Here is a 14,695-nt window from a genome sequence, read left to right as displayed (position 1 = left end):
GAGTGGTGAGTGGTGAGTGGTGAGTGGTGAGTGGTGAGTGGTGAGTGGTGAGTGGTGAGTGAAACTCTTTAAGGTACGAAGGGAAGTTGGTAGTAGCCGGGATCTGTCATGCCGAACTTGTTTCGGCATCCCCTTCTTTATGCAGGTACTCCGAAGATAGCAGGAGGTGCCAACAAATGTCGGCATGACGGTGACCTCGGATGCGGTCATGCCGAACTTGTTTCGGCATCCCCTGCTATCACCAGAGACCCCAAAGGCAAAAAGCATCTGCCGAAACAAGTTCGGCATGACAATGTCTAAAGCCCGTACAAGCCCTCTATGTTTTTTAGCACAAACCTACTTGTAAGCCCAATAAAAAACAGCCATGAACGGATGACCAAAGTCATAATCCATTCATGGCTGTTGTCTTTATTTTAGCCTTGCCTGACGCCTCAATTTCTATTGATCAGGAAGTGGAAAGGTTTTAATACCGCGCTTTCACTGGCGGTTAAAATGGCCAGGTATTTACGGGTAATACGTGTTCGCTTGACCAATTCATGGGCGTTGCAAAACACATCTGCACATTCCACCGTGCGCAGCATTTGGTGCAGGCCTTCAAGTGTCTGCTCCAGCGATTCGGCATTACCTGCCGATTTATACAAAACCAATAAGTCGCGGTTATGGTTTTTCATACCACCAATTTTAGTAACCCACCATTCCTTTTTTTGCAGGACAGCCACATTTACTTCCTTTGCCCGTACCGGAGTAGAAATTTTTCTGGCAGCCTCCCATCGCAATTAGCATTGTCAAGAACAATGCCACCGCGGTAATTTTTTTCGCCATCATTTTAGTTTCCTAAAATAACTGAATTCGTAACAATTTAGTGTCTTAAATAGATCAATGGCGCCAAAAATACCGGGAAAATATAATGTATATGCGCCACCTAAAGCCCTTGTTGCCCCATTGGATTGGGGTTTGGGTCATGCTACGCGTTGTATCCCGATTATCCGGCACCTGCTGGCGAAGGGCTGGGAGGTGTGGCTGGCTGGCGAGCAACCTGTGCAATCCTTGCTACAAGCCGAATTCCCCAATTTGCCTTGGCTGCCTCTGGATGGCTACCGGGTAAGCTATGGTGCAACAGGTTGGGGTACGGCCTTGTCGCTGGCAAGGCAGGTGCCCCGCTTGGTGCGTTCCATCAGGGCAGAACAACAGTGGTTGCAGCACCAAATGTCCATACACCGTTTTCATCTGGTCGTTTCCGACAATCGTTACGGGTTATACCACCCGGCAGCCTATTGCATCTTCCTGGGACACCAATTACAGTTGCAAACGCCATTGGGTTTGGGAAAGCACCTGATGCGCAGGCTGCAGTATCGGTTTATCAACCGCTTCGATGCATGTTGGGTACCTGATTTCCCCGGCGCGGTTTCACTCGCAGGCAGCCTTTCCCACCCGGAGCAATTGCCGGCCATACCCGTTCGCCATACCGGGCCGCTTTCCAGGTTGGAGCAACCGGCTGCAGCACCTGCGCAACCCTATGTGTTGTTGCTGGTTTCCGGTCCCGAGCCGCAACGGTCTTTGCTGGAAGCCCTCTTTTTGCAACAGGCGGCTACAATACCCCGGTCTTTTGTGCTGGTTCGCGGGCTTCCGGGCCGGTGCCGGATACCTGCCGTGGCTGCCAACATAGAGGTGTACAACCATTTGCCTGCAGCAGCATTGCAGGATAAAATGGCTGCCGCATCCCTTGTGGTTTGCCGTAGTGGATACAGTACCATCATGGACCTGGCGGCAATGGATAAAAAAAGCATCCTCATTCCCACGCCGGCACAAACCGAACAGCAGTACCTTGCAAGGCATTTGCAGCAACAGGGTTTTGCCATGTGGTGCAGCCAGGCAGGGTTTAACCTGAACAAGGCATTGAAGGATGCAAGCCTTTTTGCTTTCCGTGCCTGGCCCCAAACGCCGGCATCCCTGTTGCAGCAGGCACTTGACCTTGATTGTACCCTTGCACTTGCAGGCAAGGTCATTTTTGAAAAGGAGTTTTCCATTGAGTCAGCACACCCATAATTTAAGAGCGCACCTGGCCGTACTGGCCACTAACTTATTCTTTGCGGCCAATTTTAGCTTTGTAAAACTGATCTCCCCCTTCCCGGTAGCGCCTATTGCCCTTAATGTATTGCGGCTGGCATTTAGCCTGGTGCTGTTCTGGCTGCTTTGGCTGCTGGCAAAAGAAAAACAGGGCATCCAACGCCGCCACCTGGGCCGGTTTCTGCTCTGCGGCATTACCGGGGTAGCCATCAACCAAACCTTTTTTATCAAGGGGCTTACGCTTACTTCCACCATACACGCCTCCCTGCTGATCATGGTGACACCATTGCTCATCTCCTTGTTTGCAGTGTGGGTATTAAAAGAAAAAATGACCCGCTGGAAAGCCATCGGTCTTGGACTTGGTATTGGCGGGGCGGCCCTGCTGGTGGCTTCCAAGTCGGGCGGCAGTACCGGTAGCAATCCTTTATGGGGCGATACACTGATCCTGATCAATGCTATTTCCTATGCGGCCTATTATATACTGGTGAAACCGCTGATGCAGGCTTATTCTTCCCTGCACGTGGTGCGCTGGGTCTTTACGTTTGGGTTGTTCCTTATCCTACCCTTTGGCTGGAGCGAAACCATGGCCATTGGCTGGAGCGCCTTGGATGCTGCGGGTATTTTCTCGCTCTTCTTCGTAGTCTTTGCAGGCACTTTTCTTACCTATGTGTTTACGGCTTATGGCATCCGACACCTGGGAGCTGCCGTCGCCGGTTCTTATATCTACACCCAGCCGGTATTTGCCGTCCTCATTGCCATCTTTGTTCTGGGTGAGCAGGTTACCTGGGATAAGCTGGTGGCTGCAGCGTTGATTTTTGCAGGGGTGTGGCTGGTGGGGAAATGAGGTTTGGGGTTTTGGGTTTTTAGTTTTTGGTTTTTGGTTTCTTGTTTGGAGTTTGGAGTTAGGAGTTAGGACAAACTTTCTAAAATAGCAGAACATATGCAGTGCTTTCCGGGTCTGTCATGCCGAACTTGTTTCGGCATCCCCATCTGTACACAGGTACTCCGAAGAAACCGACATACGCTAGGATGACAGTACCCGCGAACACTGTTCTGTCGAACTTATTTCTTTTTACCCTCTGTTGTATCAGGACCTGGTGAACTGTTCACGGTCTAAACCATTGCTTTGAAATGCAATCCTGTTTTGCAGCCAATCAATTCAACGGTTTCTCCATGCAGCCACAAACCGTTGAAACGGTATGGGATTTATAAATAATAATCCCATACCCACGGTTAAAACCGTGGGCTGGTTATTAACCTGTTTGATTGTTTGATAAAACAAAGATGTTGTTGTTTTTTTCCTCCATGCCTGCCGCTCTTTGTTGCATGTATGCTCCTTTGCAATGGAAACCCTGAAGCTTGCAGCTAATTCTTTGCAGCTTTGCCGGCGCAATCCTTCTGGTATCATTTATCCCTCATTATCCCAGCGGGTTTTTCGGGTAATCAAAAAACAGGAATTGCTTTTCTGCAGTTACAAATTCTTTCCAGGTAGCTACATCGGCAGCAACGGCAAAAACACTGCAGGTGGGCATATCATCGATCCGCACATTGGTAAGCATGTTGGCAAACTCGGTGATACCGGGATTGTGGGCAAACAGAATGGCAGATGCTGCAGTGTCGGGCAGGCCGGCAACAGTTTGGTAGATGGTGGCTGGAGCAGCATGGTACAAGCTGTCGAACAGCAGGATGTCTTCCTTTTCAATGCTGAATGCTTCTGCGAAGAGCTTGGCTGTTTTGTGGGCCCGTTTGGCCGTGCTGGACACAAACAGGTCAATGACGGACAGTTTTGCCTTTACCTTTTTGGCCATTTCGGGTGCGTCTTTTTTGCCGCGATCATTCAGGGGACGGTCAAAATCATCCTGTCCTTCATTGGCCCAGGAGGATTTTGCATGGCGTACCAGTAAGAGGGTTTTCATTACAGCAAGTTAAGGGTGTTGACGGCAACGGTAATAAAGATCAATGCCGTTGTTTAGTACGATGAAACAGGTTGCCTGCCAGCATCCGGGATTTTACCACACAAAAAAGGGGTAACGTTAAGTACCCCTTGAAACATGTGCTATGCCGTTTAGTAACCCCGTTCGTTGCGGCCTTCCATAAAGTTGATAAAGGCCTTATTCACCACGCGGTTGCCACCCGGTGTGGGGTAGTTGCCGGTAAAATACCAGTCGCCCAGGTTGCCGGGACAAGCCTCGTGCAGGCTTTCGATGGTTTGGTAAATCACGTCCACCTGTATGTTGATATCGGGTGGGGTGATCAGCTGCGCAATCTTCTTATTGAGTTCCTCAATGGTAAAAGGCTTGTACACCTGTTTCACCACGTTCTCGGTATGGAGCTCGCCGGCTTCGTTCAGTTCGATACAGCGGTCGTAGAGTTCTTTCAGCAGGTCTTCGCGGCCACGTTCTTTCAGCAGTTCCACCGCAGCGGTAAAGGCGATGAAGTCGCCCATCTTGCTCATGTCGATGCCATAGCAGTCGGGGTAGCGGATCTGCGGTGCCGACGATACCACGATGATGCGTTTGGGACCCAGCCGGTTGAGCATGCGGATGATGCTTTCCTTCAGGGTGGTACCGCGTACAATAGAGTCGTCGATCACCACCAGGGTGTCCACATCTTTTTGTACAGTGCCGTAAGTGATGTCGTATACGTGCTGTACCATCTCGGAGCGACCCACATCCTCAGTGATGAAGGTGCGCATCTTTACGTCCTTGATGGCGATCTTTTCCATCCGGATCTTCCGGTTGATCATTTCCGACAGCTTCTCGTTGTCGTAATCCTTACCCCAGGCCAGGATGCGTTCGATCTTGATCTGGTTGAGGTAGGCCTCGCAACCTTTGATCAAACCATAAAATGCCACTTCGGCGGTATTGGGAATAAAAGAGAAAATGGTGTGCTTCAGGTCGTAGCTGATGGCTTCCAGCACCTGTTTGCTCAACTGGTAGCCGAGGGCCTGGCGCTCTTTATAGATCTTTTCGTCGGAGCCGCGGCTGAAATAAATGCGTTCAAACGAACAGGCCCTGCGCTCTTTGGGTTCAATAATTTGTTCGATGCGGTAATCGCCGTTTTCTTCCACGATGAGGGCATGACCGGGCATCAGTTCCTTTACTTCATTTTCCCCTACGTTGAAGGCGGTACGGATAGCAGCCCTTTCGGAGGCGGCCACCACCACTTCATCGTTGGCAAAATAGTAGGAGGGGCGAATGCCATGGCCATCGCGGAACACAAAGCCGATGCCGTTACCCGCAATACCACCCACATTGAAACCACCGTCAAAAAGGGGCGCCGCTTTTTTCAGTACCGACACGATGTCCATGGTTTCGGGGGCGGCTTCGTCGGCTTCCACCATGTAGTGGTAAATAACCTCCATCATGGCTGCCAGGTCGCTCTGCTTCTGGAAATTACCAGGTGCCATCCCGATCTTTTCAAAAAGCTCCTCGGTGTTGATGAGGTTGAAGTTGCCTGCGAGGGCGAGGTTGCGGGCAGGGATGGTGTGGCGCTTGATAAAGGGGTGGCAGAAGTTGACATCGTTCTTGCCCTGGGTGCCGTAGCGCAGGTGGCCCAGCAACAGCTCCCCGAGGAAGGAGAGGTGGCCTTTCATCAGGCCGGGGTAATTGGCAATGTCTACGTTGTATTTCTGCAGTTCGTTGAATTCCTGTCCGATCTGGCGGAAGAGGTCGGCGATGGGCTGGGGGGCATTGCTGCGGAGGCGGCTGAGGAAAGGGTAACCTGGTTCCACGTTCAGCTTTACCGAGGCCACACCGGCGCCGTCCTGTCCGCGGTTGTGTTGCTTTTCCATGAGCAGGTACAGCTTGTTGAGCCCCCACATCACGGTTTTATATTGCTGCTGGTAATAGGCGAAAGGCTTGCGGAGGCGAACAAAGGCCAAGCCGCATTCGTGTTTTATAGCGTCGCTCATAGCGGTAAAAAAGAAGGCGCTAAGGTAGGGAGTGGGTAGCAAAAGATTTCGGATTTATGATTTCGGATTTCGGAAAGGAGCCGACGGGGGATTTCGGATCGGGGATCGCAGGTTTCGGATTTTGGCGGATTACCTTGGGGCCGGGCTTAATTTTTAGGTGCTAACCAGGCCTGGTTTTACTTATCCATAAAGCCTGTTCAACAAGGGCCCGGTGCCGCAATCCGAAATCATAATTCCGCAATCCCCATGTCCCGACCCATCATCAACCGCACCGTGTGGGTGCTTTCCCTGGTATCGCTTTTTGCCGATGTGGCTTCGGAAATGCTGTACCCCGTGGTGCCGCTTTACCTGAAAGAAATAGGGTTTTCCTTATTCCTGATTGGCGTGCTGGAAGGGCTGGCCGAGTTTACCGCGGGGTTGAGCAAGGGCTATTTTGGAAAGCGGAGTGATGAACTGGGCCTCCGGCTGCCCTTTGTAAAATGGGGTTATTTCCTCAGTGCCCTTTCCAAACCCCTGATGGCGGTATTTACTTTACCAGTTTGGATTTTTGGCGTACGTACCCTCGACCGCCTCGGCAAGGGGCTTCGTACCGCCGCCCGCGATGCCCTGCTTTCGGAGCAGGCTACACCGGCAACAAAGGCGCGGGTCTTTGGTTTTCACCGCAGCATGGATACTTTGGGCGCCGTGCTGGGGCCATTGCTGGCCCTGTTTTTCCTGCATGTGCTGCCGGGGCAGTACCGCGCGCTTTTTCTGTGGGCCCTTGTTCCGGGCTTGGTTGCCGTTGCCCTCATCTTCCTGCTCCGCGAGGTGCGCAAGCCAGCGGCATCGGTGTCCAGAGGCGGCTTTTTTTCCTTTTTCAAATACTGGAACATAGCACCTGCCGAGTACCGCAAGCTGGTGGCGGGGTTGCTGGTGTTTACGCTGTTCAACAGCTCGGATGTTTTCCTGCTGGTAAAAGCAAAAGCAGTAACCGGCTCCGATACCCAGACCATACTGGCCTATGTGGGCTATAATCTCTTGTATGCCCTGTTGTCCTATCCACTGGGCGCACTTGCCGACCGCATGGGGCTGAAGCGGGTATTTGTAGGCGGGTTGGTGGTGTTTGGAATTGTTTACCTCCTGTTTGCCCAAATGGAAAGCCATGCCTTGCTGTTTGTTGCTTTTGGCCTGTATGCAGTGTATGCAGCGGCCACCGAAGGCATTGCCAAAGCCTGGATCACCAATATGGCTGGTGGGCAAGATACAGGCACTGCCATTGGGTTGTATAGCTCAGGGCAAAGTATCTGCAGCCTCCTGGCTTCCTCGCTCACCGGGCTTTTGTGGACCCTTTTCAACAGCGCGGCCGCATTTTACCTCATTGCTTTTGTTGCCCTCGCCGTGGCTGTTTACCTGGCCTTGTTTGTCCGCCGTTTTCGCTGATTTGCGGATGCTTTTGTCCTTTGTTTGGCATGATAATCGTAAAAGATTAAACAGCAGTTACTTTAAATAAATGCTGGAGTGCATAAGCGGGGATAAGATTTTGAGGGGCTTCAGCAAAAAACATCAACGAGCAAAAATACCGGACGTATCCTGTGAATTGATGCTGGTGGTAAAGGTGGGTAAAAAGGTATTTATTGCTAACGTATGATGAACACCTGGGGCGATGGGAAACCATCGCCCCTTTATTTTACCAGAGCTGTACAGGATTTTGAAAGAATTGACCAGATAGGGGATATTCCATTCCGTTTTATTTGTTCATGGCATTGAATGGCTAATTATTTTCCAGTCTTTTCCACCTGGTCATTTTTGTCCCTCCTTCGGAGTTGGTTGCAGGGGTGCTGTGTACTGCTCTTTGTTGTATTAGAAATAGCATCCCTTCGGGGTTCATCTGGGTTGCTTAGTAACATTCGTTTGTAGGCTTAGCCTGTATGCTATTGGATTGCGGATAATGGATCCATGGTGATGTTTTGGGCAATTAGCTAAACAAACACTGCTTTTTTCATTGCTTCCAGCCTCCAGGGTTGGTACCTGCCGGCCCTTGCAGGCACAGGGCATAATTGCTATCTTCTGAGCATGTCCCAAACCAAAACTTTCTGGTGGACGCCAGCTCCCTTTTTGCGGCTCTTGCCTGCCCTGGCATTGGGTATTGCAGCGGGTTGGTACGCCGGGACTGCCGGTTGGATTTGGGTTTTGGCCGGCTTTATTTTCCTAATCCCGGTTGTCCTTTATCCATTTTTACCCCTCCGGTTGCAATACCCCCTGAAGGTGGTACCTGGCTGCTCCATCATAGGTATGCTGGTATGCCTGGGTGCATTGTTGGTGCAGCAGCACGATGTGCGCAATAAAGCCGCTTGGTTTGGTAAAGCTTACCAGGAAGAACCGTCCTTTGTTGTGCTATTGGCAGAGCCCTTGGTGGCAAAGGCAAACTCCTGGAAAGCCATTGGCCAGGTGCAGCAACTGGAAAAAGATAAAAGTTATGCTGCAGTGCAGGGGTCCATCATTTTATATTTCAAAAAAGCCCTGGATACTACCGGGCTCCGCTATGGCAGCCGCATCCTGTTGCGCAAGCCATTGCAGCCGATACAAAACAGCGGCAACCCGGGCGCCTTCGACTACCAGCGCTACTGCCTGTTCCAGGGGATCACTCACCAGGTGTTTTTGGCCGGTAATGATTTCCGGCTGCTACCCGGAAACGAGGGGGCTGCTTTTACCCGCATCCTCATCCAAAGCCGTCAGGCTATTGTGGGTATCCTGCGGCGCTACATCAGCGGCCCGCTTGAGCAGGGGCTTGCCGAGGCCCTCCTGATCGGGTATAAAGACGATCTCGACAAAGGATTGGTGCAGGCTTATGCCAATACCGGCGTGGTGCATGTGATCGCCATTTCGGGGCTGCACCTTGGATTGATCTATGGTTTGCTCCTGCTCCTGCTGAAACCTTTGCGCCGGCGGCTGCCGCTGCTGCACTGCCTTTTGGTTGTTTGCGGGCTCTGGGCTTTTTCGCTGCTGGCAGGCGCCCAGCCATCCGTGCTGCGTTCGGCGGTGATGTTTAGCTGCCTGGCCCTTGGCGAGTTGCTTTCCCGCAGGGCCGCAGTGCTCAACACCCTGGCGCTATCTGCTTTCGGACTTTTATGTTATAACCCTTTCTGGTTGTGGGATCTGGGTTTTCAATTGAGCTATGCCGCCGTTTTCAGCATTGTTGTTTTTTATAAACCGCTTTACCAGGCAATCTATTTTCCTAATAGGGCTATTAACCATGTATGGCAACTAGCAGCGCTTACCCTTACCGCGCAGGTATTTACCCTGCCCATCAGCCTCTATCATTTTCACCAGTTCCCGCTTTTGTTTTTGCTCACCAACCTGGTGGCGGTGCCCCTTTCCAGTCTAATCCTGCTGGGCGAAATAGCCCTATGTGCCCTGGCCTGGTGGCCTGCACTGGCAATATCATTGGGTAAGGGGCTGCACCAGCTGATTACGTGGATGAACAGCTATGTGCTGCGGCTCGATGGGTTATCCATTGCGGTGTGGGATGGCTTTGCCCTCACCGATATGCAACTGGTGCTGCTCTTTGTGCTGCTGGCCTTTGCAGGGTATTGGGTATTGCACCAAAACAGGGCAGCAGCCTTTGGTGCCTTGTGGGCCACCCTGCTTTTCTCGCTGATCCAGGCATGGGAAATAAGGACAGCCCGCAGCCAGCAAAGCCTTTTGGTATACCATACGCCAAGGCTGCCGGCGGCCGATTTTATTAGCGGGCAGACCGCTTTTTTCCGGGGCGACCCGCAACTGCTGCAGGAAGGGTTTGCCCGCAATTTTCACCTCAAGCCCGCCCGTACCTTGTTGCGTATAAAACAGGAGCAGGTATTAGAGGCTAAAGCCATTGAAGCTGGTGGCCACAAGGTTTTGTTCTGGCAGCAAAAAGGCGCGCTGCCCCTGTTGCCCGAAGTGCTGGTGGTAAGCGGCCGCACCCCGCCGCCCCGGTTTTTTACCCCACCAGATAAAAGGGTACAGGTAGTGCTCGATGCCTCTGTAAGCCGCTACCGAAGACAACAATGGCATCGTTTCTGCGATTCGCTGCGGTGGCCGATTCATGATGTACAGGAGCAAGGCGCCTTTGTCATGCAATGGTAGACGCCTACCTTTGCGGCTCCCGGCCGCAAGGCCTATCCTTTCGCCTCCCCAACAACCCGTTTATGAACAAGAAGATCAACGCAGCACTCATCTCCGTTTTTTACAAGGATGGTCTGGAACCCGTAGTACGCCAGCTGGAAGCGCAGGGCGCTACCATTTACTCCACCGGTGGCACCCAGCAGTTTATTGAAGGCCTGGGCATCAAGGTGGTACCTGTAGAGAACCTGACTACCTACCCCTCCATCCTGGGAGGCCGTGTAAAAACCCTGCACCCCACCGTGTTTGGAGGTATCCTGGGCCGCCGTGCCGTGGACACCGACCGCCAGGAAATGCAGCAGTACGGTATTCCGGAGATCGACCTGGTGATTGTTGATTTGTATCCTTTCCAGGAAACTGTGGCCAATACCACCGAAGAGAAAGCCATCATTGAAAAGATCGACATCGGTGGTCCTTCGATGATCCGCGGCGCTGCCAAGAACTTCTCTGATGTAACCGTAGTAGCTTCTAAAGATGATTACAGCAAGCTGGTAGATATTCTTGCTGCGCAAAACGGCGAAACCTCGCTGGAGCAGCGCCGTGCATTTGCCGCCAAAGCCTTCCAGATCGTTGCCGATTACGATATTGCCATCAACAACTATTTCAACCCCGAAAGCCCCATCAACGTGCTGGGCGCCGGTAAGCAAACTGTTTTGCGTTACGGCGAAAACCCCCACCAGACCGCCATCTTCTACGGCAACCTGGAAGAGACCTTTGCCCAGTTGCACGGCAAGGAGCTTTCGTACAATAACCTCGTGGACGTAGATGCGGCCATCGAACTCATTAAAGAATTCAACGGCGCTGATGCTGCTGTTTTTGGTATCATCAAGCATACCAACGTGTGCGGAATTGCTACACGCAGCACCGTTGCCGAAGCCTGGACGGATGCCCTTGCCGGCGACCCCGAAAGTGCTTTTGGCGGCGTGCTGGTAACCAACAAGGAAGTGGATGCGGCTACCGCCAATGCCATCTCCGAAATTTTCTTTGAAGTATTGATCGCACCTTCCTTTTCGGAGGAAGCCATGCAGGTGCTGCAAGCCAAGAAAAACCGCATTTTGCTGCAGTTGAAGAACACCAATACCACGGCCAATATTTTTAAAAATGCGGTGAACGGTACCCTGCAGCAAGGCAAGGACGCAGGCAATTTTGAAAAATGGGAAGAAGTGGGTGGCCGCCCATCTTCTGATGCGGAGCGCAAAGACCTGGAGTTTGCCAACATCGTGTGCAAGCACCTGAAGTCGAATGCCATCGCGCTGGTGAAAAATGGCCAGCTGGTAGGTAAGGGCTGTGGCCAAACCAGCCGCATCGATGCCCTGCGTCATGCCGTGGAAAAAGCCAAGCAGTTCAACTTCGACCTGAACGGCGCGGTGATGGCTTCGGATGCTTTTTTCCCCTTCAACGACTGTGTGCAACTGGGTCATGAAGCAGGCATTACCGCTTTTGTACAGCCCGGTGGCTCTATCCGCGATAAGGACAGCATTGCCTACTGCCAGGAAAGAGGCCTTGCGCTGGTGATGACCGGCATGCGCCATTTCCGTCACTAGTAGTTCCCAACACCTAACAGGTTTTTAAACCTGTTAGGTGTTTACCAAAAGACCTTGAAGGTTTTCAAAACCTTCAAGGTCTATAAATCTTCAAGGTTTATTCGTTTAAACCCGAATTATACTGCCGGCGGTTTACACGCAACCTATAAGGTCTTTAAAACCTTATAGGTTTTTACCAACAGCCCCATCCCTTATTTACCAAACGAAAAATTTATCCCGTGGCGCAGCAAGGCAATCAGGATGCGGTACTAGAATTACAGCCAGGCAGGAAAGCGGAAGGTAAAAGCCTGGCCCTGCTGGCCCTGGGCTTGGTTTGTTTTTTCTGGGGCACCACCTGGATCGCTTCGCGGCAGGGCGTGAAATATATGCCCGCCATGCAGCTGGCTGCCATCCGACAGGCACTGGGTGGCCTTTGCTATATCATCTTCTATTCCCTTAAAGGTGCGGCCTGGCCAAGGGGCCGCGAGTGGCGCAACATACTGGTATTATCCCTGTACAATTTTGTGTTGAGCAATGGCCTGGCTACCTGGGGAGTGAAGTTTATCCCCGCAGGATTGGCGGCCATCATCGGTGCCATCTTTCCCCTGTGGCTGGTAGTGATCGGGTTTGTGGTGGATAAAACAAGGCCTACCAAAAAAGCCATGCTGGGCCTGGGGATTGGCTTTGCCGGTATCTGCGTGATCTTTTATGAACACCTGTCCGAGTTGTTCAACCCCGATTTCCTATTTGGTATCCTCATCTCTGTTTTTGCCACCTGGACCTGGGCCATGGGTACCCTGTATATTAAGAAGCATGCAGCATCGTTCAACCCTTATTTCAGTCTTGGTTTACAGATGGCTATTTCCGGCACTTTCCTGTATGCAGTGATGGCAGCAACCGATACTGCTATTCCGCTTGCGGCCATTCCCTGGCAATCCTGGGCCGCAATTTTGTACCTCACGGTGTTTAGTTCCATCCTGTCCTTTGTGGCTTATTTGTATGCCCTGCAAAAGCTGCCCACCGCGCAGGTATCGCTGTATGCCTATATCAATCCGCTTGTGGCCATCGTGTTTAGTGCACTCTTCTTTGGGGAGCCGCTGACGGTATTCATTGTGGCGGGTACTTTGATTACGTTGTATGGGGTTTGGATGGTGAATAGAGCGGTGAGATAGGTTTGGGGTTTTTAGTTTTTGGTTTTTAGTTTTTGGTTGAGAGGTGGATGTTGCCGTAATGATGAAAACCGTGGGCTAAAAGAAATTACCAATGCTGGTACATTAATGACGTATGCTGGTTCAATTATTTACGACGGACAACAAGCGGCAGGTACGGATTATTAGTAGCCTGTTGTCTGCCGCTCATCGGCTAAATTGAATTTGCCGAACTGAATAACCTGAATCGGTAATACAATAAAAGAAACCCAGGCAGACAATTTCTAGCCCACGGTTTCAACCGTGGGTTGGTCATAGGTTTATACCAAAGAAGAAACCGTTTCAACGGTTTCTTGTATCGCTTGACAACAGTTATGTAGCATTAGTTTTCTAGGTTATAAAATGAAAAAGGGCACATGCAATCACTTGCATATGCCCTTTTTGTTTTGCGGTATTTCAAAAACCAAAAACAAGAAATCCCTAACCCCAAACTCACATCCCTGTTTCCGCTACAAACTGCGCATACACTTCGCGCCAGCCTTCAAACTCGGGGGCGGTGCCCAGCAGGTGGTTGTGCCAAACGGTACTCATGGTGCCACCAACGGAGCGGATTGTTTTCAAAAGCTCCCGCAGTTCGGCAAGGGTTTCTTCCGGTGTTTGTTTTTGCTGGTAGTAAGCGGTGGCATCCATAAAGCAGAAAGGATGGATCAGCAGGTTGGTTTGCTGTTCTTTTTCCAAATCGTACCAATAGTATGGGGTAGCCACGGAAGCACGAAACCCATTGATGGTACCATAACCCATGGAGTATTCGTGTTGGATGCCCAGGTCCTGCAGGTGGTGGTAAGTTTGGGGCATTTGCATGCGGATATAATGCTGCCGCGAGTGGTGCAGGTGCTGGTGGCTGGCTTTTTCTACAACTGCTTTTTCTTTGGCCAGTGCGGCTTTGTGATCGCCACTGTACCAGGAGGGATGCATGCCCAAGGTGTATTGTGACCCAAGCGCATGTACCAACTGGTGAAACTGCGGCAGGTGCACATCCGCATTTTTATCGTATTTGCCTTTTTCTATTGCAGCAAGGATGAAATATACCGGTTGGAGGTTGTGCTGCCGGTGCAGTTCGTCCAGCCATTCGTAGCTGTCGTACGGATCCTGGATTTTGCCTTTGAGTACTTTGATGTGGCGGCGTGCCTGTCCAAATTTCAGCCGGAAAATATGGTTTAGGATACGGCCCCAGCGAACTTTAAATGGCTTGAACTTGAAAGCCCATGCCAGGTCAATATCATAGGTGGGCTCAAAGGAAAACTGCGGCTTTTGCAGTTCAATACCTGGGAAGCGCTCTTCCAGCACGGTGCGGAAATCTTCCAGCCAGATATTGATCAGCGGCAAGTGCAGGAACTCTTCGCGGAAGGCGAGGGAAGCTTCGTGTGCAAAGCGGCCATACGCATCTTTGGCGTGCGGCAGGTACTCTTCGTAACGGGTAAGTAGATAAAAAATGCCCGCAAACAAATCGAAGCCCAGGTCGCAATTGCTTTCGAAGATCACCTTGTAGCCGTTGTGCGCCACCGCATGCAGGTTGAAACGGCGCTTCTCGCTTTCCGACAACAGGGGGCTGGGTTTGATGTACAGCTCACCATCACTCATCCGCTGGTGCGAGTAGTTGATCCTGGGATCAGTGGAATCAAGGTAGGCTGTTTCATTGGCCATCACCTTAAATGGGTGACCATAGTACCGGGTCAGGAAATCGGCAACATACTTCAGTCTTGGTGTAATGGAATGGGCGTACAGGAGCACAGGCTTTTGTTTTTACTGGTGGCAAATGGCACCGATGGTGAGTGATGAATGGTGAATCGTGAACGGTGAAACGTCAAACGTCAAACATGCATATAAGGTGACATTTGTTCATG

The 14,695-nt window shown here is 51.4% G+C and carries 10 protein-coding genes; 6 read left to right on the top strand and 4 right to left on the bottom strand.

Translation table 11 applies throughout. The features are described 5' to 3' along the window. Positions 1 to 431: 431 nt before the first annotated feature. Positions 432 to 671 (bottom strand): hypothetical protein, encoded by a 240-nt coding sequence (locus tag BUE76_RS21345; protein ID WP_073044430.1) that lies wholly within the window; start codon positions 669 to 671, stop codon positions 432 to 434. Positions 672 to 879: 208 nt separating this feature from the next. Between BUE76_RS21345 and BUE76_RS21340 the strand changes: the two genes are divergently transcribed. Next, entirely contained in the window at positions 880 to 2,046 is a 1,167-nt protein-coding gene (locus BUE76_RS21340; protein WP_083596553.1) for a glycosyltransferase, read from the top strand. Then, entirely contained in the window at positions 2,027 to 2,911 is an 885-nt protein-coding gene (locus BUE76_RS21335; protein WP_073044115.1) for a DMT family transporter, read from the top strand. Before BUE76_RS21340 ends, BUE76_RS21335 begins: the two co-directional genes overlap by 20 nt. 574 nt (positions 2,912 to 3,485) lie before the next feature. On the opposite strand, the gene BUE76_RS21330 is transcribed toward BUE76_RS21335, so the two are convergent. After that, complete coding sequence (locus tag BUE76_RS21330) at positions 3,486 to 3,983, bottom strand: SixA phosphatase family protein (RefSeq protein WP_073044116.1); 498 nt, start codon at positions 3,981 to 3,983, stop codon at positions 3,486 to 3,488. A 149-nt stretch (positions 3,984 to 4,132) separates the two neighbouring features. Continuing rightward, complete coding sequence (locus BUE76_RS21325; protein WP_073044118.1) at positions 4,133 to 5,980, bottom strand: amidophosphoribosyltransferase; 1,848 nt, start codon at positions 5,978 to 5,980, stop codon at positions 4,133 to 4,135. Positions 5,981 to 6,226: 246 nt separating this feature from the next. Here BUE76_RS21325 and BUE76_RS21320 point away from each other — a divergent pair, with 246 nt between their 5' ends. From BUE76_RS21320 to BUE76_RS21305, 4 genes are all read left to right on the top strand, one after another. Continuing rightward, a complete protein-coding gene (locus tag BUE76_RS21320) occupies positions 6,227 to 7,399 on the top strand; it encodes an MFS transporter (protein ID WP_073044120.1) in 1,173 nt (390 codons plus the stop codon). A 633-nt stretch (positions 7,400 to 8,032) separates the two neighbouring features. After that, positions 8,033 to 10,084, top strand: coding sequence for a ComEC/Rec2 family competence protein (locus BUE76_RS21315; RefSeq protein ID WP_073044121.1), 2,052 nt, complete (start codon positions 8,033 to 8,035; stop codon positions 10,082 to 10,084). 62 nt (positions 10,085 to 10,146) lie between these two features. After that, positions 10,147 to 11,664, top strand: a complete 1,518-nt coding sequence (gene purH / locus BUE76_RS21310) for a bifunctional phosphoribosylaminoimidazolecarboxamide formyltransferase/IMP cyclohydrolase (RefSeq protein ID WP_073044124.1) — start codon at positions 10,147 to 10,149, stop codon at positions 11,662 to 11,664. Between the two features lie 218 nt (positions 11,665 to 11,882). After that, the gene (locus tag BUE76_RS21305) at positions 11,883 to 12,815 is read left to right on the top strand and encodes a DMT family transporter (protein WP_216820695.1); all 933 of its coding nucleotides are present in this window, start codon (positions 11,883 to 11,885) and stop codon (positions 12,813 to 12,815) included. Between the two features lie 468 nt (positions 12,816 to 13,283). Here BUE76_RS21305 and BUE76_RS21300 read toward each other — a convergent pair whose 3' ends face one another. After that, positions 13,284 to 14,582 carry a polysaccharide deacetylase family protein gene (locus tag BUE76_RS21300; protein WP_073044126.1) on the bottom strand — a complete coding sequence of 433 codons (1,299 nt, stop codon included), beginning with the start codon at positions 14,580 to 14,582 and terminating at the stop codon, positions 13,284 to 13,286. Positions 14,583 to 14,695 lie beyond the last annotated feature (113 nt).

It is taken from the genome of Cnuella takakiae, from assembly GCF_001953305.1.
GTDB lineage: Bacteria > Bacteroidota > Bacteroidia > Chitinophagales > Chitinophagaceae > Flavisolibacter > Flavisolibacter takakiae.
Note: the sequence above shows the minus strand (reverse complement) of the source record. Positions and strands in the feature narration are given on the sequence as shown.